Source organism: Gillisia marina, assembly GCF_000258765.1.
Taxonomy (GTDB): Bacteria; Bacteroidota; Bacteroidia; order Flavobacteriales; family Flavobacteriaceae; genus Gillisia; species Gillisia marina.
The window spans coordinates 1-20,479 of sequence record NZ_AJLT01000051.1; the positions used below are offsets into that span (position 1 = coordinate 1).

General features: G+C 32.9%; 20 protein-coding genes, 1 tRNA gene and 2 pseudogenes. 9 read left to right on the forward strand and 14 right to left on the reverse strand.

Annotation, left to right across the window (positions count from 1 at the left end; genetic code table 11):
- Nucleotides 1-489 precede the first annotated feature (489 nt).
- From ON07_RS11550 to ON07_RS11560, 3 genes are all read left to right on the forward strand, one after another.
- The gene (locus ON07_RS11550) at nt 490-948 is read left to right on the forward strand and encodes a ferritin-like domain-containing protein (RefSeq protein WP_010231592.1); all 459 of its coding nucleotides are present in this window, start codon (nt 490-492) and stop codon (nt 946-948) included.
- Between the two features lie 151 nt (nt 949-1,099).
- Complete coding sequence (locus ON07_RS11555) at nt 1,100-2,497, forward strand: DASH family cryptochrome (RefSeq protein ID WP_010231593.1); 1,398 nt, start codon at nt 1,100-1,102, stop codon at nt 2,495-2,497.
- Nucleotides 2,498-2,802: 305 nt separating this feature from the next.
- Nucleotides 2,803-4,038 (forward strand): cation:proton antiporter, encoded by a 1,236-nt coding sequence (locus ON07_RS11560; RefSeq protein WP_010231594.1) that lies wholly within the window; start codon nt 2,803-2,805, stop codon nt 4,036-4,038.
- A 393-nt stretch (nt 4,039-4,431) separates the two neighbouring features.
- On the opposite strand, the gene ON07_RS11565 is transcribed toward ON07_RS11560, so the two are convergent.
- The 7 genes and pseudogenes from ON07_RS11565 to ON07_RS15380 all read right to left on the reverse strand — a co-directional run bounded on the left by ON07_RS11565 (nt 4,432) and on the right by ON07_RS15380 (nt 9,863).
- On the reverse strand, nt 4,432-4,698 hold the full coding sequence (locus ON07_RS11565; protein ID WP_010231595.1) for a DUF3253 domain-containing protein: 267 nt from the start codon (nt 4,696-4,698) through the stop codon (nt 4,432-4,434).
- A 113-nt stretch (nt 4,699-4,811) separates the two neighbouring features.
- Nucleotides 4,812-4,964 (reverse strand): annotated as a pseudogene (locus ON07_RS16325) (YetF domain-containing protein); the annotation flags it as partial.
- Nucleotides 4,965-4,979: 15 nt separating this feature from the next.
- Complete coding sequence (locus ON07_RS15375; RefSeq protein WP_010231598.1) at nt 4,980-5,378, reverse strand: DUF421 domain-containing protein; 399 nt, start codon at nt 5,376-5,378, stop codon at nt 4,980-4,982.
- A 5-nt stretch (nt 5,379-5,383) separates the two neighbouring features.
- Complete coding sequence (locus tag ON07_RS11575) at nt 5,384-5,962, reverse strand: DUF1989 domain-containing protein (protein WP_010231600.1); 579 nt, start codon at nt 5,960-5,962, stop codon at nt 5,384-5,386.
- The gene (gene gntA / locus ON07_RS11580) at nt 5,959-6,630 is read right to left on the reverse strand and encodes a guanitoxin biosynthesis heme-dependent pre-guanitoxin N-hydroxylase GntA (protein ID WP_155807224.1); all 672 of its coding nucleotides are present in this window, start codon (nt 6,628-6,630) and stop codon (nt 5,959-5,961) included. Before gntA ends, ON07_RS11575 begins: the two co-directional genes overlap by 4 nt.
- Before the next feature lie 244 nt (nt 6,631-6,874).
- Complete coding sequence (locus ON07_RS17850; protein ID WP_316928146.1) at nt 6,875-7,912, reverse strand: helix-hairpin-helix domain-containing protein; 1,038 nt, start codon at nt 7,910-7,912, stop codon at nt 6,875-6,877.
- Nucleotides 7,890-9,863, reverse strand: coding sequence for a PHP domain-containing protein (locus ON07_RS15380; RefSeq protein WP_316928147.1), 1,974 nt, complete (start codon nt 9,861-9,863; stop codon nt 7,890-7,892). Before ON07_RS15380 ends, ON07_RS17850 begins: the two co-directional genes overlap by 23 nt.
- Nucleotides 9,864-9,934: 71 nt before the next feature.
- Between ON07_RS15380 and dinB the strand changes: the two genes are divergently transcribed.
- Nucleotides 9,935-11,155 carry a DNA polymerase IV gene (gene dinB, locus ON07_RS11590; RefSeq protein WP_010231606.1) on the forward strand — a complete coding sequence of 407 codons (1,221 nt, stop codon included), beginning with the start codon at nt 9,935-9,937 and terminating at the stop codon, nt 11,153-11,155.
- A gap of 25 nt (nt 11,156-11,180) precedes the next feature.
- Here dinB and ON07_RS11595 read toward each other — a convergent pair whose 3' ends face one another.
- Nucleotides 11,181-11,591: a BLUF domain-containing protein gene (locus ON07_RS11595; protein ID WP_010231608.1), complete on the reverse strand. Its 411-nt coding sequence runs from the start codon at nt 11,589-11,591 to the stop codon at nt 11,181-11,183.
- Nucleotides 11,592-11,881: 290 nt separating this feature from the next.
- Nucleotides 11,882-11,955, reverse strand: a tRNA-Met gene (locus ON07_RS11600).
- A gap of 197 nt (nt 11,956-12,152) precedes the next feature.
- On the opposite strand from ON07_RS11600, the gene ON07_RS11605 reads away from it, so the two are divergent.
- Nucleotides 12,153-12,539 (forward strand): START-like domain-containing protein, encoded by a 387-nt coding sequence (locus tag ON07_RS11605; protein ID WP_010231610.1) that lies wholly within the window; start codon nt 12,153-12,155, stop codon nt 12,537-12,539.
- Nucleotides 12,540-12,596: 57 nt separating this feature from the next.
- A complete protein-coding gene (locus ON07_RS11610; protein WP_010231612.1) occupies nt 12,597-13,442 on the forward strand; it encodes an aminotransferase class IV in 846 nt (281 codons plus the stop codon).
- Here ON07_RS11610 and ON07_RS11615 read toward each other — a convergent pair.
- From ON07_RS11615 to ON07_RS15385, 5 genes and pseudogenes are all read right to left on the reverse strand, one after another.
- Entirely contained in the window at nt 13,439-13,999 is a 561-nt protein-coding gene (locus tag ON07_RS11615) for a YqgE/AlgH family protein (protein WP_010231613.1), read from the reverse strand. The genes ON07_RS11610 and ON07_RS11615 overlap by 4 nt on opposite strands.
- 118 nt (nt 14,000-14,117) lie before the next feature.
- Nucleotides 14,118-14,390, reverse strand: a complete 273-nt coding sequence (locus ON07_RS11620; protein WP_010231614.1) for an HU family DNA-binding protein — start codon at nt 14,388-14,390, stop codon at nt 14,118-14,120.
- A gap of 185 nt (nt 14,391-14,575) precedes the next feature.
- Nucleotides 14,576-15,523, reverse strand: a complete 948-nt coding sequence (gene fmt / locus ON07_RS11625) for a methionyl-tRNA formyltransferase (RefSeq protein ID WP_010231615.1) — start codon at nt 15,521-15,523, stop codon at nt 14,576-14,578.
- Nucleotides 15,523-17,424, reverse strand: coding sequence for a RecQ family ATP-dependent DNA helicase (locus ON07_RS11630; RefSeq protein WP_010231616.1), 1,902 nt, complete (start codon nt 17,422-17,424; stop codon nt 15,523-15,525). Before ON07_RS11630 ends, fmt begins: the two co-directional genes overlap by 1 nt.
- Nucleotides 17,425-17,426: 2 nt before the next feature.
- Nucleotides 17,427-18,011: pseudogene (locus tag ON07_RS15385) on the reverse strand (AAA family ATPase).
- Nucleotides 18,012-18,094: 83 nt separating this feature from the next.
- Between ON07_RS15385 and ON07_RS11640 the strand changes: the two are divergent.
- The 3 genes from ON07_RS11640 (at nt 18,095) to murA (ending at nt 20,436) form a co-directional block, all read left to right on the forward strand.
- The gene (locus tag ON07_RS11640; protein ID WP_050915886.1) at nt 18,095-18,343 is read left to right on the forward strand and encodes a DUF493 family protein; all 249 of its coding nucleotides are present in this window, start codon (nt 18,095-18,097) and stop codon (nt 18,341-18,343) included.
- 123 nt (nt 18,344-18,466) lie between these two features.
- Nucleotides 18,467-19,108 carry a DUF4290 domain-containing protein gene (locus tag ON07_RS11645; RefSeq protein WP_029331887.1) on the forward strand — a complete coding sequence of 214 codons (642 nt, stop codon included), beginning with the start codon at nt 18,467-18,469 and terminating at the stop codon, nt 19,106-19,108.
- Between the two features lie 14 nt (nt 19,109-19,122).
- On the forward strand, nt 19,123-20,436 hold the full coding sequence (gene murA, locus ON07_RS11650) for a UDP-N-acetylglucosamine 1-carboxyvinyltransferase (protein WP_010231621.1): 1,314 nt from the start codon (nt 19,123-19,125) through the stop codon (nt 20,434-20,436).
- Nucleotides 20,437-20,479: the final 43 nt, after the last annotated feature.

A 20,479-nucleotide genomic window follows, 5' to 3' on the forward strand; every position in this document is an offset into this window, starting at 1 on the left:
ATCCAACACTAATTGATACTAAGAATGAGAAAAAAAATAAAAATACAAGTTTTGAAAATTGACTTTTAAACATAAATATGAATTTTAAAGTAATAATAATAAAAACGGTAATAATATTTTAATATTACAAAATTTTATCCTTATAAGAAAGTTTATAGATACACATTGCTCAATATCGATCAACAGCCATTTGTTGCAAAACGATGAAAAGTGTTTTCAAATACCGAGAAAATAACTACAATGCCGTCAAAGACCCGTCCTATCTCAATATCACTTGCCGGGACTAAGATCATTGTGTAACTTACTATCCTTAAATAAGTAGTTTTACGTCAAAAACACTTCTCATGATGTATCAATAAAAACAATTGGATTCTGAAAAGGGTGTAATCTACAATTATTAAACTAATCCCAATTAACAAATCATAAACAGCAGGCATATCATTGTTCTATTATTTTTATTTTTACTATAAATCAATTAAAATAAAGGATATGGAAACGAATGAAAGAAATAAAGAAATGCAAGATTCACTTCAAGACTTACTTGAGAAAAATTATGATGCTGAAAAGGGTTTCAAACAAGTAATGGAGAAAGCAGCGAATTCTCAGCTAAAATCTTGGATGCAAAAACAAGCTGCACAACGATCTCAATTTGCAAATGAGATTGATGGTGAGTTGAGAAAACTTAATGTCGAGCCAAAAGATTCTGGTAGTGCTGCAGGTTCTGCACATAGGGTTTGGATTGATGTTAAGACGGCATTAAGTTTTGATAAAGATGAATCTATATTAGAAGAATGCATTCGTGGAGAAAAGGCAAGTGTTGCTGAATACGAAGAAACTTTGAACAATTCTTTTTGGACCCCAAATGTAAAGTCCATGTTGACGGAGCAAAAAAACAAAGTTCAAAATTCTCTTTCCACAGTTAAAAGATTGGAAGATTTAGCAGACTAAAAAATACAAATATAGTCCCTACACTTAGCCTTCCCTATTATTTCAGGGAAGGCTTTTATATTTAAATTAATTCTTAAAAAAAATATAAATATTCCATGTAATTAGTCGAACTGATTAAATTAAATTTTTATTGATTTGATTTCTAAATAAAATGAAAAGAGGACTTGTTTGGTTTAAAAATGATTTACGCTTGCACGATAATGAAGCACTTTGTGAGGCTATTTCCAATTGTGATGAATTAATATTTTGCTATTGTTTGGAAGAAATTTTATTTCAAAATCTTGATCTAGGATTTAGAAAAGCGGACATTAATAGATTTAAGTTTCTAGAAGAATCTGTTACTAACTTACAAACTAAACTAGAGAAGCTAGGTGGGCATTTATTAATTAGTACTAAAAGTGCAAAAGATTTTATTCCACGAATAGTAGCAGAGCATAACATCACAGCTATATATGGAGAGATGGAATATGCTCCTGAAGAACTCGCACTTACAGGAAATGTTGAGAAAATGTTGCCTGATGTAACATTCAATTTTTACTGGGGTAAAACTTTATATCATATCGATGATATTCCATTTAGTATCGCTGATATACCTTTGACAAGTAAGGCGTATAGAATCCCTGTATCTCAAGAATCAAATCCGAGAGCGTCTTATTTAAGTCCTTCTTATTTAAATGCTGATGCTGATATACTGAGCACAAAATTTCCTCCTTATAGCTTATACGGATTTACGAGAGAAGAATATGAAATGGCTAATACGTTTGTAGAAGGTGGAGAAGATAATGGCTTAAAGCGTTTGTACCATTACACTTTTGAAACTGAATTATTAACTGGATATAGATGGACTAGAAATAGATCCTTAGGAATCGATTATAGCTCTAAGTTTTCTCCGTATCTGGCTCTTGGCTGTATATCACCAAGAGAAATTTATCGAACTGTTAAACACTATGAAAAAGTGGTTAAAAAGAATCAAAGCACGTGGTGGATAGTGTTTGAACTAGTTTGGAGAGATTACTTCACATTTAAGGGGATGAAATTTGGTTCTAATATTTTTAGAACTGAGGGCTTCAAAAACAGAAATATCAAATTTAAAAATAATAGAAATCATTTTGAGAAATGGTGTAGAGGCCTCACTGGAATTCCATTTATAGACGCACATATGCGACAACTAAATGAAACAGGATATATGAGCAATCGTGGTCGAGTTAATTGTTCTAGCTATCTTATACATGATTTAAAAATTGACTGGACTTGGGGCGCTGCATATTTTGAAAGCAAACTTATAGATTATGATGTTAGTGCTAATTGGCTCAACTGGCACGTTCAAGCATATGAGATATATTATACCAATCCAGTGAATCAATCAAACAAATATAAAGCTCAGGAGTTTATAAGAAAATGGATTCCGGTGTTATCAGATTATGACGATTTAAAAGTTTTGATCCCGTGGGAATTTGAAATAACTGAGTACCCCAAACCAATAGAAATTTACAAGAAATGGAGTCGTTCTATAAATAAAATAAAAAAAGATTTGGGAGTACAAAAGTAGAACAATTACCTAATCATTTCTTTTCCTAAGCCGTATTGGACCTTTGAATGTTGAGGGTAATTTTTTTTTTAAATTTTCCCTTTTGTAGTATAATAAGCTCTCCCGATTTTGCTAATTGTAATGTTAAAGAATTAAATTCATTATTAGGTCTAAATTAAAACACCTATTAGTCCGTACTTAAACCTTTCTTATAACATAATTACATTACAATCTATTTAACTTTTTCACATAGATAAATTCAAATAAATTTATAATTCATATTGTATTTTTACAATATTATATCAATAGACCTAAATTCATATTGAATGAACGAACATTTCTGGATTATCGCTGGGGTTGGAATTGTATTCTTAATCATGGCTTGGCTTCCTTCCATTTCCAAAAAATTAAATATTTCCTATCCAGTAATCTTGTTATTAATTGGGGTGTTATTGTTCTATTTAGGTCTTCCTATAAAGTGGCCAGATCCTTTTTGGGATGATGAGAAAACTAAAACTCTTAGCGAATTTATCGTTGTTATATCCCTAATGGCTGCGGGATTGAAAATCCCTAAATTTGGAAGTTGGAAAATCTGGAAAGGTCCATTTCGATTTATAGTAATTGGTATGCCGCTAACCATGTTGGGTTTTTTCTTTGTTGGCACTATAATCACCGGCCTTTCCGTTATGAGCGCACTCCTTTTGGCAGCGGTATTGGCACCCACTGATCCTGTGCTCGCAGCCGAAGTTCAGCTTGATGATTTAGACCAACAAGATGGAAATGGATCTGAATCAGAATTTTCTCTAACAGCTGAGGCAGGATTGAATGATGGATTGGCTTTTCCATTTACCGTTCTTGCTGTATTAATAATCAAAGCTAAATCATGGTCTGACTTCGACTTAAATAAGTGGATCTGGGATGATTTTCTTTTAAGAATAGTTTTAGGATTATTACTTGGCTTCGTACTTGCAAAATCCTTAATATATTTACATCGGTGGTTGTGTAAGCAATTCTCTATAGAGACTAAAGATGGCTTATTGGCATTTGCATTGGCTATATCCGTATATGCTATTACCGAGTTATTACATGGTTACGGTTTTTTAGCAGTTTTTATAGCAAGTTTAGTCCTGAAGAACAGCGATTCGATTAATACTGATTATAAAGAAAAACTTCACAATTTTGTAGATGAATTGGAGAGGCTATTATTAGTAGTATGGATTTTACTATTTGGTGGAAGTATCATGAACGGGATTCTAACTATTTCAAATTGGGAAGGAGTAATTTTTGCTGTCATAGGAATTTTCATTATTAGACCAGTTGCTGGAATGGTTAGTTTGATAGGTCATCCTATACCCATCAAGGAGAAAATGATAGCAAGCTTTTTCGGAATACGGGGGATTGGGTCTCTGTTTTATCTAGCTTGGGCATTTATCGAGATAGGTCCCTATGAAGACAAAGAATTGCTTTATAGTATTGTAGCAGTAGTAATATTAACATCCTTAGTAGTTCATGGATTCACAGCACCCTATATTTTTAACAAACAAAATAATAATTCAAATTAAGTATATAGATTAAAATTATTGTTCTTAATAGTAAAATCTATAAAATTGCTATAAGGTTTGTATCAAAAGTTTAATCGCTTATTCGTTGAAAAATTTAAAAGTCAATTTTTTAATCTCCATTTCCTGATATTCCTTTAAAAATGCATTTTCAGTTTTAAAAATGGCAAACTTCATAATCCTTAATTCTTTATATATTGATATCTCATCTGACTCAAATGGCCATGGATCAAGGATAAACTTATCCCTTTCATTTTTGATGAAGACTGAATTACCATCGAGGCTTTTATTAATCTCAATTCTTCTGCTAGTTGCAAATATATATAGGCAATACTTAAATATAAATTATTACCAGGGGTGGAAGGATTACCTTCGAAATAAAAGGTGTGTATATTTTTAGACACCCTTCTTTCTCAAGCGTATTGGACCAACTAGTTTTGAAGGTAATTCTAATTTAATTTCACCTTTTTGTAATACTAAGAGATGCCCAGATTTCACTAAGTCGTCGGCTACGATTCTAACTAAATCCATTTTATCTCTCCATTCATTTGGAAATAATTCTCTAGCCACTTCCGATGGACAATATGTCTTGTCCGATGCACGTTCGTTAGCAAATTTTAAGTGCGAAGCTTTAATTAATTTTGTTATTCTTTTATCAATCATAATATTTTAAATTGAAAAAAGCTATATTTAAAATCATCGAGATTTAAATTTTATTTTTGAGAGAATTACAGTTCGGAGCGCAAATGATTCTTAATCTATATTATTTCACAGGATTAATTTTTTTTTGTAATGGCTTCGTTTATTAAATTTAATTTACGAACTCTTTTATTCTCATCGTATTTAAAAATACTTAAATCTCCAGTTCGCTCTAAAATTGCAAATTCGACTTCACCCATATTTCGAATACCTCCAACTCTCAACATTCCATAAAGTTCTTCTTCTCAAATTCTTGAAGCTCTAAGCCCGGGAATCTGAATCTCCCCATTCTGAATTAGTGTAATTGGTTTACCATCTAAAAACGTATTAATTGGCTTTATTCTTATTTGTAGATATTGAATATATCTGGATATACCAACAATGATAATTATAACAATACAAGCATATACCAAGGGGACTTTGGGATAAAACATAGAATCTCCAATTGCAGAACCTAAGGCGATAATTAGGACATTTTCGAACATAGACAAACTTCTATTACCCCTTTTGCCCATAAATCGCATAATAAGAACCGCAAATACATAAATAAAGGCAACTCTAAATCCAATTTCTAATAAAAATAGAGCATCATTCTCTCTACCAATAAATATTCTACGCCAATCAAACGGTTCTATTTTATCCATATTCCTTAATTTATAATTTCAAATCCAATTGGCTTAAACGATCCTCCATTACTATCTAAAGCGGAGCAAGCAGTCAGACCGACTATTAAGTCCATTTCAGCCCTAAATGTGATATAATCCCCTGCAACACTGGTAGGTGGAAGAACTTTAATCCTTCCACCTTCATCGAAATCTACATTCATAAAAATATTAAAGGCACTCGGAATCATATCTTCAGATATATTAAACTGGGATAGGTTGGTATATAAATTATTAAAACAACTAGGGTGTGGTTCCGAAATATTATAAAAATATTTCATTGTTTTTGAATCGCATGGTGCTAATAGAAAATCATTACGTCCATTAGTATCCTCTAAAATTTCTACCATTTTATTACTTCTATTACTCCAAAGCCAATTGCCGTTAGTAAGCAAAATTGTTTCTTCATAATCAAAAGTTTTACCAGAGGATATTTTTTCATCTATATCATTAAGATTAAATAATAACATATCTGAAACTTGGGAACCTTTTAAATCTGTCACTTTCAAAATTTCTCCTCTTTTGAGTTTAAAAGATGTTCCAGATTGTGGTGATATTACTTTCATATTTTTTTGAAATTATATGGACATTTCCAATCAGCTTCTACTTCTCGACCACTATATTGTCTTGCTTCACTACTATTCCCAAAATCATCTAACATCGGATTGATGGAACCTTGAAAAGCTTTATCTCGCCTACGAATTATATCTCGAACTCGCGTATATCTTCCGGCCTCCCTTAGTAACTCAAATTGACTATGTAAGTTAAAAACAATCATTGGAAAGGGTGCACTCCTTGCCTTTCGCGAAGATTCTGGATGCATCCCAACCACATAAAAAGAATTATTCAGAAGACTAAAACTAAATTTAGTAGAAGATGGATCTGCACTGGTGTTTTTATCCCAAGGTTTGGGATCTAAAGCATTTAAATTACTAAGAAGCTTCCAGAGTGCATTCTCAAAATTTATCTCGTTTTTAAAGGTATCATTTTCAAATGTGGCGATAAAAGTTTGAAACTTTTTATCTTCTTCTTCAATACTATCTAAATATGATTCCAGATCTTGAAGAATTTTTGACGGTGTATTTGCATTTGAAATTTTTTGATAATTTTTTATAGTCAAATTATCATCTGCTACTAAACTTAGAGCCATCACGCAAGGATGATCGTCTAAGATGAATTCTCTAATTAACTCTTCTGGATTACCTTGCATGGTATCCACTTTGTAATCGTTCATAGCCCCGATTTTTAAAGTAAATCTATGACATGGTGGATTCAATGTTTCTAAAATTAAGTTAATTAACTTAATTAAAACAATTGTGGTGGAAACTCCATAATCATTGACTTTGAGATGAATACGAACAAAAAAAGACAACTGCATTTATCCTTGTAGATGCAGTTCGGTTTCATCAAAAAAATCTTTCTAAATCAATTTGTCTCAGTACTTATCGAAATCTATACGTTCCAAAAAAATTTAACTATTATATAAGCTTCGCATTTGTATTTACATCTAAAAAACGGGGGTCGGGAATCATAGACAAATACTCAATATAATCCACAATTATTGCCAGACATCCTAAATCATCTACGACTTTACCCTTAATAAAATAAACTCCAACGGAGCTGATGTCATAAGTTTCAGCGATTTTAGGAAAATGAACAGTATCAAAATATCCTCCAGCGACATCTATAAAAGTTCCGAAATGCATTAATCGTTTATCTTTTGTGGGGGTACCCTTAGCTGTAACAAGTTTTCCGCAAATTGTAACCTGTTTATTTATATAGTCTTTTAAATCACTAGCCAGAATATTAGACGGTAGATTGCAATTTATCAAGTCGAATCGAGAACAAAGCGGAAAACCTATAAGTTCAATTTGGTCATAAGCATCTATAACTAATTCCGTGGTTAATTTTGGTATATCATAAGTCACTTTATTTTGTTTAAATAGAACGGGCTGCAGAGATTTTGTTTTATTTGAATCTAATTTTAGATGTGCTTCCCAGAGCAGTTGATGCTTATCTATTCCAGTAAACCTAAAGGCATCTATTCTAATAAGAATTATTAGTTGTTCGATTCCTATTGAAATCCTATCTACGAAATCATCAAAATTTTCAAACACGCCATAAAGTCCTCGCTCATTTAATATTTTATGAGAGGTTCTAAATTCTAAAGACTTCAGCATTCCCAAACCGAGGTAAACAGTATCGCTTAAAATACAATTCCCATGATCACTGTTGTTAATGCAGGGAGCTTCAATTTTTCCCCCTTGCAGCCATATTTCATGAACATAAGTTTCAATATTATAAAAACCACCCCCATTGTTCAGCACGGCAGTCATAAATTCCAAAGGAAAATATTTTTTGAGATATAAAGATTGGTAACTTTCTACTGCATAGGAGGCCGAATGTCCTTTTGCAAACGCGTATCCGGCAAATGCTTTTATCTGATCCCAAACCTCATTGGTGAGTTTTGGACTATAACCTCTTTCTAAGCAATTACTGATGAATTTTTTTTTCAATCTGTTCAAACTGCCCTTTCGATTTTACCTTTCCACGCATTCCTCTTCTAAGAATATCTGCTTCAGCCAAACTAAGTCCGGCGAATTTGTGTGCAACCTTAAGAACATCTTCCTGATACACCATTACTCCATAGGTATCGTGTAAAACTTCTAACATCACAGGGTGCGCTTCTTTTCGTTTTTCCGGAATTCTATGCCTAAGTACAAATTCATTCTTCATCCCACCATTAGATACTCCTGGCCTTATAATACTGCTTGCTGCAACAAGATTTAGATAATCATTGGTTTGTAGTTTGGTCATTAAGGTTCTCATTGCCGGGGATTCCACATAAAAGACTCCCATACAATCTCCAGTATTAAGCAGTTTATTTATTTCTTCATCATTTTTAAAGGTATCTATATCTTCTATATCAACCAGTTGTGCATCTGGTTGATTAATATTTATAAGTTCAATGGTGTCCTTTATCTTAGAAAGTCCACGTTGCGCAAGAATATCAAATTTGAAGATTCCCACTTCCTCCGCTATATTCATATCAAATTGAACCGTTTGAAATCCCTTTGGAGGCATAAAGGTCGTGGTATAATAGCTTATCGGTTTCTGAGTGATAATAATTCCACCAGAATGAACGCTTAAGTAATTTGGAAAACCATGGATATAATGTGCATATTTCTCAATCAATTTTATATAGTCACTGCTTGAACTTTTCTTGACCTTATAACCTTTCAAATAATTATCAATTTCCATTTTTGGAACTCCGAAGACCTTTCCTAATTCTCTGATGACTGCACGATACTGAAAGGTTACATAGGTTCCCATAAGTGCTGTATTTTTAAATCTCTTAAAAATATATTCAGTTATATCATCACGATCTTTCCAGGAGAAATCAATATCAAAATCTGGAGGACTACTCCGATAAACATTTATAAAACGTTCAAAATATAAATCAAGTTCTATAGGGTCAACGTTAGTAATCCCTATGATATACGCTACAACACTATTTGCTCCACTACCACGACCTATATAAGGGTAGTCTTTTGATCGCGCATATTCTAAAATATCATTATTTATAAGGAAATAGGATACAAAATCCATCTGTTTAATCGCAGCTAATTCTTTTTCTACTCTTTCATATACTTCCAGGCTCGGGTTCTTGTAACGCTTTTTCAATTTACTATAACAGAGTTCCTCTAAAATTTTATAATCTGAAACTTTATCTGTTCCATATATAATCTGATTTTGATTTACTCTGTGATCATTAAAATAGAAATTGATCTTACATGATTTTAGTAGCTTATCAGTGTTAAAAAGAAGTTCAGGGTACTCTTGATATTTTATCCTTAAAAGTTCTGGAGCTAGAAGTACGTCCTGTTTACTAGCTTGCTCAGATAAAGGTAGTTTGCTTAATAAAGTATTTAAATCAATTGTTCGAAGAAGCCTATGAGCGTTGAAGTCCGATTGATTTCGGAAGGTTACAGTTTGTAGTATGACCAATTTATCCTTTAGTTCCGCAAATGGAGAAAACGGTAATTTATTTAAATCTTTTATGGATATACCAATAAACTCATTTTGTTTAAAATCATAAGTTTTAAGTTCCATAGCCTTCTCAAACGAATAAATGCAAAAGACACCTTTCAGGATTGGTGCTTCATTAGAAAAAGGAATTTTATTATGTAAATGATGAGATATAAATTCATTGATTTCTAAATATCCATCGTTATTCTTAGCAAGTAAAATGTATAATTGATCTACTCCGTTGCGAACATCTACTCCAACTACCCCATGAATGTTTTCTTCTTGTGATAACTTTAGAAAATTGAGACAGGCGCTAGTACTATTTATATCTGTAAGGGCTAATTGAGTCACCCCATTTCCCTTAGCTAATTCTATCAAATCAGCCTCGGAAAAAGTTCCATAGCGCAATGAAAAATAAGAGTGACAATTCAAATACATTGTTAATAATTAGTATTACAAAACTAATTCAAAATTAGGAAATATTCCATAATTTTGGATAAAATCCAAGAATGAAAAAATCAATTATTCATTTTGACCTAGATGCATTTTTTGTCTCTTGTGAGAGAAGAATGGATAGTAGGTTGAATAACAGACCCGTAATAATAGGGGGCACAGGTAATCGCGGTGTAGTAATTGCTGCCAGTTATGAAGCTCGGAAATTTGGAGTGCATAGTGCAATGAATATGCGAATGGCAAGACAGTTATGTCCTCAGGCAGTTTACATTAGAGGTAATGGTAGTTTGTACGGTAAAATGTCTCAAGAAGTCACAGAAATTTTAACTCAGAATCTGCCTTTGGTAGAAAAAGCAAGTGTAGATGAGTTTTATGCAGATTTAACCGGAATGGATCAATTTTTTGGGTGCTATAAATTCGCAAAAGAACTGCGTTCGAAAATTATAAAAGAGACTGGGCTTCCTATTTCATTTGGTTTGTCAAATAATAAAACTGTTTCAAAAGTTGCTACAGGAGAAGCCAAACCTAATAATCAAATTAATGTTGCTCATGGGTATGAGAAAACCTTCTTAGCACCTCTGTCGATTAAAAAAATTCCGATGGTAGGTGATAAAACATTTAAGACTTTTTGCCTTTTAGGTATTACCAGTGTTGGCTTGGTACAACGAATGCCTATACAAAGAATGATTTCTGTATTTGGGAAAAATGGAAGAACAATATGGGAACGTTGTAATGGCATTGACGACAGTCCAATTAAACCATTTCATGAAAGAAAGTCGATATCTAGCGAACGAACTTATGGTAAGGATACATTTGATCAAGTGATGATTAATACCACCATAATGGCTATGGCAGAAAATTTAGCCTATCAATTAAGGCGAGGAAATAAATTGGCATCCACAATTTCAGTTAAAGTTAGATACTCCGATTTTCAAACGTATTCAAAGCAAGTAAGTGTTAAACATACTTCCGCAGATCACATTCTTATTCCTGCAGTCACAGAATTGTTTAATAAATTATATGATCGAAGAGTTTTGATTAGACTTGTTGGAGTTCGATTTAGTGGCTTAGTAGATGGTCATTATCAAATTGATATGTTCGAAGATGCTAAAAAAACAGTTAACCTGTATAAGGCTATGGATACAATTAGAAACAAATATGGAGATCATTTAGTTCGCCGAGCTGCTACATTGGGAGAGGGTTCTAAGACAATTGGTAATCAAGGAAACCCATTTGATGGCAGACCACCTATATTGCTGGCTCATCGTCATCAATAGTTTTTAACCTCCAAAGCACATAGCTTTATTCAAATAATATAAATGGTTTTAACAAACGAGATAACTTATCTGAAATTGGTATTCTTCTATTTGATTCTAGATAGTCATAAATTTTATTCAATTGACCTGAAGTTGTAATGGCTTGAAATTGCGAAAGATAGGTCGAAAATATAGGGTTGGTTATATTTCTTCTGTAAATCTCAAATACATTAGAATGCCTTGAATCTTTTAAAATGTGGTTTTCATATAGATTTTCAATATAATCCTCATCTCCTTCTAACACTTGAAAGAAATTTCCGAGAGAATGTAAAAGTATGCCGCTAACATTATATAGCCGATTCTTTTCCTCAGTTAATTTGAAAATCTCACTGATCTCTGCGGATGTTAAATTAGGATCAGCTTTACTAACGTAACATATCGTGTAAGTTTTTTTCAAATATTAAAATTTTAAAGACATTATCAAGTAATATAAGCTTTTAAAAAAAAAATTATACACAGTTTAAAGAAAAACTTATTTCTATAAAATTTATTATTTAATCTAAATTTTAAACACGAATTCTAGAATTTTAATTTAAGAAATACTCATCGATAATAATTTTTAATGATCAATGAATGAATTTGGTATAATACAGCATTCTTATGTTAAAATAATGTTAATGTTGTACCTATGTTGTACCTACATTAAAAAAGGCAGTCACAATTTAATGTAACTGCCTGATAATCAAGTAGCGAGAACGAGATTTGAACTCGTGACCTCCGGGTTATGAATCCGACGCTCTAACCAACTGAGCTACCTCGCCAAATTTTGTATTCAATTGCTAACAAATAGATTATAAAAACCACTACTAATAATGGGCGTTTTAACCTTAAAGTTTGCGGCTGCAAATATAAAAACTATTTGTTTTAGCACAAGTTTTATTTTACGAAACTTTTAATTTGTTTTCTTTCAAGGTTAGCAATTAATATTTATATTGCTCGAAATCTAATAAAAAAAAGCATGGAAGATAAAGTTAAATACGAAATGGAATTTCCAATACAAGCTTCCCCTTCGTTATTATATCAATATATTTCAACACCTTCTGGTCTTAGCGAGTGGTATGCGGACAATGTAAATTCGCGTGGAGAATTTTTTACTTTCATTTGGAATGAATCTGAAGAAAAAGCAAAACTTTTAAGTAAGAAGAATGGTGAACGCATAAAATTTAGATGGTTAGATGATGAAGAGTCTCCATATTTCTTTGAAATCCGAATTCAGGTAGATGAGATTACTAAGGATGTTTCCATTATGATCACAGATTTTGCTGAAGAAGATGAGATAGAAGAAGGAAAGATGCTTTGGGAAAACATGATTTCAGACTTAAAACAGATCTTAGGTTCGTCTTAATTTCTATATTATAAATAGTACCTTTGCCCCGTTTTATAAATATTATGGGGTTTTTTTATGATAAATATTAACGGGAATTTAGTTGAAGATAAAGATGCAAATATTTCAGTTTTTAATAGAGGGCTGGCATATGGCGATTCTGTATTTGAAACTTTAAGAGTCATCAATGGGAAGATCATCTTTTGGGAAGATCATTATTTTAGGTTGATGTCCTCCATGCGCATCATGCGAATGGAGATACCTTCAAATTTTTCACCTGAATTTCTAGAAGAAGGAATCTTAGATTTACTTAAAAACAATGAGCTTATAAACTCTCCGGCAAGAATCCGGTTTACAGTTTTTAGAAAATCCGGTGGATTTTATAGGCCAAATACGCTGGATATTGAATACATAATTTCTTCAGAGAAACTTGTGGATCCATTCTACTTGTTAAATGAAGAAGCCTATGAAGTTGAGTTATTCAAAGATCACTATGTAACAAGTGGACTTCTTTCAACCATTAAGTCCAATAATCGAGTAGTAAATGTGTTAGGAAGCATTTTTGCAATGGAAAACGACTACCAGAACTGTCTACTCATAAATGAAAATAAACAGGTGGTAGAGGCTTTAAATGGGAATATTTTTTTAGTGAATGGAGACAAAATTAAAACTCCTCCATTAAAAGATGGAGCACTCAACGGGATTTCGAGAAAACAAATTCTTTCTATTGTAAAAACAATGAAGGATCTAGAAATTGAAGAAAACAGTATTTCTCCTTTTGAATTGCAAAAAGCTGACGAATTATTTATTTCAAATGTAATTGTGGGAATACAGCCAATCTCTAAATACCGTAAAAAAGTGTTTGAAAAATCTGTTGCTAAGGAAGTGCTATCTAAATTAAATGTAAAAGCTAGACTAGGTTAATTATAACTAGGGTTTTCAGGAGCATTAGACCATAACATATAGTTTCCCCCAAGTTCTATCATTTTATCCTTCCAGAAGGATCTATAAGGTCTTTCAATAATATCTTTTGAATCTTGATGTTCTGTTATAATCCAGGAATTAGAATTTAATTCTTCGGTAAGTTGTTCTGAATCCCAGCCGGAATATCCTAGAAAAAATCGAATTTCTTTATCAGTAATTTGATCGCTAAGAATAAGTTGTTTTACTGCTTCAAAATTACCTCCCCAATAAATGCCATTAGCAATTTCTATACTTTCCGGGATTAGGTCGGGTACTTTATGGATGAAATATAGGTTATCTTGTTCTACAGGTCCTCCATTGTAAATCTTAAAACTCTTTTTGAGTTCTGGAATAAGGTCTTTAAGTGTAAAGTCTAAAATCTTATTTAAAATAAATCCAATAGAACCAGATTCGGAATGTTCTGCCAACAAAACTACCGAACGGTTAAAAGAGGTGTCTCCTATGATAGTAGGCTCGGCAACCAATAAAAGACCTTTTTCTGGTTTTAAAGCTATCATGATTCTATACTTTTTATTAAAGCTAAAGATTAATTTAACAATTTCAAATAATTTGTTATATAAATTCAAAAAAAAACTCTCCCGAAGGAGAGTTCTATCTTTTTATAGAAAACTATAACTAGTTAACAGCTTTTTGCAAATCTGCACCTGCTTTAAATTTCACTACATTTTTAGCAGCAATCTTAATAGTCTTACCAGTTTGTGGGTTTCTTCCTTCACGAGCAGCTCTTTTAGAAACTGACCAAGAACCGAATCCTACTAGAGAAACACGATCTCCTTTTTTAAGAGAGCTTTCAACATTTCCTAAGAATGACTCTAATGCTTTTTTAGCTGCTGCTTTAGAAATTCCAGCATGTTCAGCCATTGAATCGATTAAATCTGTTTTGTTCATAATTTCAATTTTAAATTAATTGTTGGTTAAACGTTTTTGTTAATTTGCTTTACAAATTTATGTGGATTTCTCAGCCACGCAAGTAATATCAAGGGAAATACGAGTTTTTGTTAATAACTCGGGTTTATTGTTAATAAATATAGTAATTATTTTCAATAATCCGTCATTTCAGTGTAGATAAGGCTTTACAGAACTTTCGCATCAGTTTCAAATTGGTACCCATTTAAAAGTTCTTTAGTTTTCATTTTTCGTTTCCCAGGTAACTGGATTTCGTTGACTAAAATATACCCGTTTTTCACCGCAACTTTTAATTTATTATTATCAACACTAATTTTTCCCAGCTCTTTATTATGAGATTCTTCTAAGATTTCAACATCATAAAGCTTAGCATTTAATTCTTGTTCTCCGTTTGTAATTACAGTCCATGCGGCAGGATATGGATTTAAACCCCTTATAAAATTATAGATTCTTGTAGCGCTTAAAGTCCAATCTATTCGTGTGTTTTCTTTGGTTAATTTTGGAGCATCCTTAAGGTCTTCACTTTCTTTTTGCGAAATAGTTTTCACTTTATCATCTTTTATAAGATCCAGTGTCTCTATAACCAATGCTGCTCCAAGCGTCATTAATTTATCATGCAAGCTCCCTACAGTGTCGTTTTGCTCGATAGGTGTTTCCTTCTGAAGGATCATTGCACCGGTATCTATTTTTTCATCAATAAAGAAGGTAGATGCTCCTGTGAGGGTTTCACCATTTATAATCGCCCAATTGATTGGTGCAGCACCTCTATATTGTGGGAGTAAAGAGGCGTGTAAATTAAATGTTCCAAATTCGGGCAACTGCCAAACAACTTTTGGAAGCATTCTAAAGGCAACAACTACTTGAAGATTTGGTTTTAAACTTTTTAAGGCTTCTAAAAACTCCGGAGATTTTAAATTTGTAGGTTGCAATACAGTGAGATTATTGGCAACGGCAAATTCTTTTACAGCGCTTTGTTGTAATTTTCTTCCTCTACCTGCTGGTCTATCTGGTGCAGTAATTACACCTACCACATTATATTTAGCTTCTATTATATATTTTAGGGTGATCACGGCAAATTCCGGAGTTCCCATAAAAACAATCCTTAGATCTCTCATTATTTTTTTAATTTATAGGTATTGGTTGGAGTAATCGAAATTAATTCTTTCTCCAACATTAAATCTATCACTTTTAAAATGGCTTTTTCTTGATAAGGTAGTTTGCTAATAAGGATTCTTGAGTTTTCATCTTTTAGCTTCAATAAAGAAATAACATCGTTATAGATACTTCTAATCAACTCCTTTTTAAGATACTTTTCTTTGGGCATACATACCGAACAGACTCCGCACCTTACAGCATCTTTATCTCCAAAATAGTTTAACAATTGCTGACTTCTACATTTTTTATCATTTTCTACATACTCTAATAATGCTTCAATTTTGCGAATTTTATTAACCGATTGATTTTTTATATATTCTGAAAATGGATAAATACTGTTCTCATCTTCCCTAGGTACTAAAAAAGTAATTGATGCATCATTTTGTTGATGTTCAAATTCTATGATTTTATCATTATTTAAAGTATTCAAAATAGACAAGGCTTCTTTTTCTGAAGTTCCTGCTTTCTTGCAAATAGAGACCAGATTAATTTGAACTTTATTATCAAACAATCCACCATAGGTTCTTAAAACCGCTTTTACAACAGGATCGTATTTTGGATTCTGTTCTAAATAATACAGCAATTGCTTGTTGGAAATGATGAATTGAAGACTGGTAGCTTTTTGAAATTGCTGAGATAATTTAAGTACACTTATTCTATCTAATAGCTGAAGTGTGCTATATGTCTTTGTATTATTCAATTGGTATTGATGGCAAAAATCTGCGAAATTAAAATCATGTACCGTATTTAAGCCTTCACCATATGCAACTTGAAAGTAGGAGGTAAGCTTCTTATAAATTAAGATCGCATACGGAAGATCTGGAAGCGAGCTAATAAACTGATTTTTTAAAACCGGAATATCACTTTTATTGGTGATTATAGTTGCAACTGATGGTTTCCCATCGCGACCGGCTCTACCGGCTTCCTGAAAATAACTTTCAATACTTTCAGGCAGATTTAAATGAATTACGTGCCTCACATTTGGCTTGTCTATTCCCATTCCAAACGCATTAGTAGCCACCATGATCTTTGTTTCTTCTTTTAACCAGGAATTTAATTGTTTGGATTTTTCTTTTGAAGACAGTCCTCCATGAAAGGCTGCTGCGGAATATGCATTTTTTATTAAAGACCTGCTTATTTCCAAGGTTGCATTTCTGCTTCTTACATATACAATAGCACTTTCATTACGATCCTGTAATAATTGATGCATTCTATATTCTTTATCTTCTGAAGTAATTACATTAAATCGGATATTTTTTCGCTCCAAGGAGTTTTTAAAAATAGCTGGATCTTTCAGGTTTAACTGTTCAATGATATCATTTACAACCTTGTTTGTAGCTGTAGCAGTAACTGCCATAATAGGGATTTCAGGATGTAAATCTCTTAATGTAGCAATATTTAAATAGGCGGGCCGGAAATCATGACCCCATTGCGAGATACAATGCGCTTCATCTATAGCAATTAAATTTACGGGCATCAATTTTATGCGCTCACGAACTAGGTCTTGCTGTAAACGTTCCGGTGAGAGGTACAAAAACTTATAATTTCCATAAATGCAATTATCCAAAAGAGTATCTAATTCTGTATAGGGAATACCACCGGTAATCGCCATGGCTTTGATGCCTTTTTCCTGAAGTGCTGTAACTTGATCTTCAATTAAAGCAACAAGGGGAGAAACAATAATACATATCCCTTCTTTTTGTAATGCAGGAATCTGGTAACATAAGGACTTTCCACCGCCGGTTGAGAGTAGGGCGATGATATCTTGGTTTTTTTCCGCAGCAACAATTATATCTTCTTGCAAAGATTTAAATGAAGAATATCCCCAATACTTATTTAGTATGTCCTTGGCTTGCTGCAAATTTAACCATCTAAGGAATTCATTATAAAGCTACTTCTACTCGCCACAGTACCTGTAGGCACTTCAATAGGCTCGTAGCCGTAGGTAAGATAAGAATTTTTTAAGTGCTTATGAATTACAAGGGCTTGTTCAAAAGATTCGTAACGCTCATTATCACTAGTATAAATCTCTTTCCAAGGAGGTAATAAAAATATTTTATCGTATTTATGATGCTCACAGGCTTTGGTAAACGCTGCTGGATATTGAGTTCCTAAATAATCCATATATGCAACTACATCTGGAATGCCACGATCCAAAAATATTCGCTCTTTTGGTAATTTTACCGCTTCATGATGCTGGTTGATTCTTGCTTCCAACAATTTCTCACTAAATAAGAGGGGTTGTTCCAAAAAAAAGTTGTTCTATCCCTTGTTGTTGCGCTTCTATCGTTATTTGTCTGGACACTTCATGTAGCAATAATGCCCCTGAGCTTCCAAATAATTTATAATAGAAGATTTTCCTGTACCGGGACCGCCGGTAATAACTATTTTTTTATTTATCACATCGCAAATTTCGGTATTTGTAATCGATAAAAAAAAATGAATCATATCTCGTATATTTGCAGTAGAAGGAATGATATAAGTTATGGAGTCAAAAAAAGAACCCTGAAGAATTTTACGACAAATTAAAAATCCAATTAGAAGAAACAACAACTTGGCCATCAGTATATTTATATAAGTTTATTGTGCTTACAAATAAATCGAAAATCATTCAAATTCATGATATTTTCGATAATATGGGTGCTGTTATCAATACTAAGAAATCCAAGAATGGTAAATACACAAGTGTTTCTGTAAATGTTAAAATGAGTAATCCTACTGCAGTTATTGCAAAATATAAGCGAGTGGGAGAGGAAGTGGACGGAGTAATTTCCCTTTAATGCCTAAAACATACCGTTTTGTGCCATTTTATTGTTTTCCGGCATAGCGGGGTTGAATAATATTTAGTATTTTGCAATCGGTATAATTTCTACCAAATTAGATATCACCAATAAATTTCAATTTTGACGTACGAATTAGAATATAACTCTGAAAGGAGCAAGTTGATCATTCCAGAATATGGTCGGCATTTACAAAAAATGGTTGAGCATGCTGTTTCCATTGAAGATGAAAAGGAACGCAATAAAGTTGCTAAATCCATTATCGCCGTAATGGGAAATATGAATCCTCATTTAAGAGATGTGCCAGATTTTCAGCATAAATTATGGGATCAATTATTTATAATAAGCGATTTTAAATTGGATGTTGATTCTCCATTTCCTAAGCCTATAAGAGAAGTGTTAGAGGAGCACCCAGAACCAATGGATTATCCTCAGAATTTCCCAAAATATCGTTTCTACGGAAACAATATTAAAAGGATGATAGATGAAGCGGTAAAGTGGGAAGCCGGCGAACTAAGGGATGCTTTAGAATATGCTATTGCCAATCATATGAAAAAATCATATTTAAATTGGAATAGAGAGACTGTAGATGACGATGTGATTTTTAATCATTTAAAGGAATTAAGTGATGGGAAGATCAATTTAAAAAATAGTGATGAGGATCTTAGTGAAGCTGCAAGCTTGCTTAGAGGAAATAAAAAATATAGCAATACGCCTAAAAAATCTACTAGTAATAGAAATCCACGCGGACGTAAGCGTTATTAAAAAATCAAAATTTTATGGGTACTTTTCAAATTGAGGGTGGACATTCCTTAAGCGGAAGCATACAACCTCAAGGCGCTAAAAATGAGGCGCTTCAAATTCTTTGTGCAGTTTTATTAACTTCTGAAAAGGTTGTAATTAATAACATTCCAGATATCATAGATGTTAATAAACTTATTAAACTTCTAGGGAATCTAGGGGTTAAAATTGAAAAGCTTGGAAAAGGAAGTTATAGTTTCCAAAGTGATGCTATAGATCTAAAGTATCTAGAAAGTGATGCCTTTAAAAATGAAGGAAGTGGCCTTCGTGGTTCTATTATGATCGTTGGTCCTTTATTGGGAAGGTTTGGAAAGGGATATATTCCAAGACCGGGTGGAGACAAAATAGGGAGAAGAAGATTAGATACGCATTTTGACGGTTTTGTAAAGTTAGGAGCTAAATTTAGATACAATAAGGAAGAACGATTTTATGGGGTGGAAGCGCCTAACGGACTTACCGGGAATTACATGTTATTAGAGGAAGCTTCAGTAACAGGAACTGCCAATATTCTTATGGCTGCGGTTTGGGCGAAAGGGAAAACTACCATTTATAATGCTGCATGCGAACCATATCTTCAACAATTATGTAAGATGTTGAATTCTATGGGAGCTAAAATTCAAGGAGTTGGCTCTAACCTATTAACGATAGAAGGTGTAGAGAAGCTTTCCGGGTGCGAGCATACCATCTTGCCGGATATGATTGAAATTGGCTCGTGGATAGGTTTGGCGGCAATGACGAAGAGTGAGATCACCATAAAAAATGTAAGTTGGGATAATTTAGGGCTTATACCTACAACTTTTGAAAAGCTTGGGATTACCATCGAGAAAAAAGGAGACGATATTTTTGTCCCTGCACATAAGGATGGCTATGAAATTCAAAATTTTATAGATGGTTCTATAATGAATATTAGCGATGCGCCTTGGCCTGGATTTACACCAGATCTTTTGAGTATCTTATTGGTGGTTGCTACACAAGCAAGAGGGAGTGTTCTAATTCATCAAAAGATGTTCGAGAGCAGATTATTCTTCGTAGATAAACTTATAGATATGGGTGCAAAAATTATACTTTGCGATCCACATAGAGCTACCGTTATTGGCCATGATTTTAAGTCCAGTTTAAGAGCTACTACTATGACATCTCCAGATATTAGAGCAGGAGTTTCTTTATTAATCGCTGCGATGTCTGCAAACGGGACATCTACAATTCATAATATAGAGCAAATAGATAGAGGTTACGAGAATATAGATGAAAGACTTCGAGCAATCGGGGCTAAGATCACTAGATTAGATTAATTACAAGTTATTCCGATCAAGATATAAAAAAGCCAGATAATTA

Excerpts from the sequence above, each read along its gene's own strand:
- ON07_RS11550 (WP_010231592.1), top strand. The coding sequence starts at position 490 with ATGGAAACGAATGAAAGAAATAAAGAAATGCAAGATTCACTTCAAGAC.
- ON07_RS11555 (WP_010231593.1), top strand. The coding sequence starts at position 1,100 with ATGAAAAGAGGACTTGTTTGGTTTAAAAATGATTTACGCTTGCACGAT.
- ON07_RS11560 (WP_010231594.1), top strand. The coding sequence starts at position 2,803 with ATGAACGAACATTTCTGGATTATCGCTGGGGTTGGAATTGTATTCTTA.
- ON07_RS11565 (WP_010231595.1), bottom strand. The coding sequence starts at position 4,698 with ATGATTGATAAAAGAATAACAAAATTAATTAAAGCTTCGCACTTAAAA.
- ON07_RS15375 (WP_010231598.1), bottom strand. The coding sequence starts at position 5,378 with ATGGATAAAATAGAACCGTTTGATTGGCGTAGAATATTTATTGGTAGA.
- ON07_RS11575 (WP_010231600.1), bottom strand. The coding sequence starts at position 5,962 with ATGAAAGTAATATCACCACAATCTGGAACATCTTTTAAACTCAAAAGA.
- gntA (WP_155807224.1), bottom strand. The coding sequence starts at position 6,630 with ATGAACGATTACAAAGTGGATACCATGCAAGGTAATCCAGAAGAGTTA.
- ON07_RS15380 (WP_316928147.1), bottom strand. The coding sequence starts at position 9,863 with ATGTATTTGAATTGTCACTCTTATTTTTCATTGCGCTATGGAACTTTT.
- dinB (WP_010231606.1), top strand. The coding sequence starts at position 9,935 with ATGAAAAAATCAATTATTCATTTTGACCTAGATGCATTTTTTGTCTCT.
- ON07_RS11605 (WP_010231610.1), top strand. The coding sequence starts at position 12,153 with ATGGAAGATAAAGTTAAATACGAAATGGAATTTCCAATACAAGCTTCC.
- ON07_RS11610 (WP_010231612.1), top strand. The coding sequence starts at position 12,597 with ATGATAAATATTAACGGGAATTTAGTTGAAGATAAAGATGCAAATATT.
- ON07_RS11615 (WP_010231613.1), bottom strand. The coding sequence starts at position 13,999 with ATGATAGCTTTAAAACCAGAAAAAGGTCTTTTATTGGTTGCCGAGCCT.
- ON07_RS11620 (WP_010231614.1), bottom strand. The coding sequence starts at position 14,390 with ATGAACAAAACAGATTTAATCGATTCAATGGCTGAACATGCTGGAATT.
- fmt (WP_010231615.1), bottom strand. The coding sequence starts at position 15,523 with ATGAGAGATCTAAGGATTGTTTTTATGGGAACTCCGGAATTTGCCGTG.
- murA (WP_010231621.1), top strand. The coding sequence starts at position 19,123 with ATGGGTACTTTTCAAATTGAGGGTGGACATTCCTTAAGCGGAAGCATA.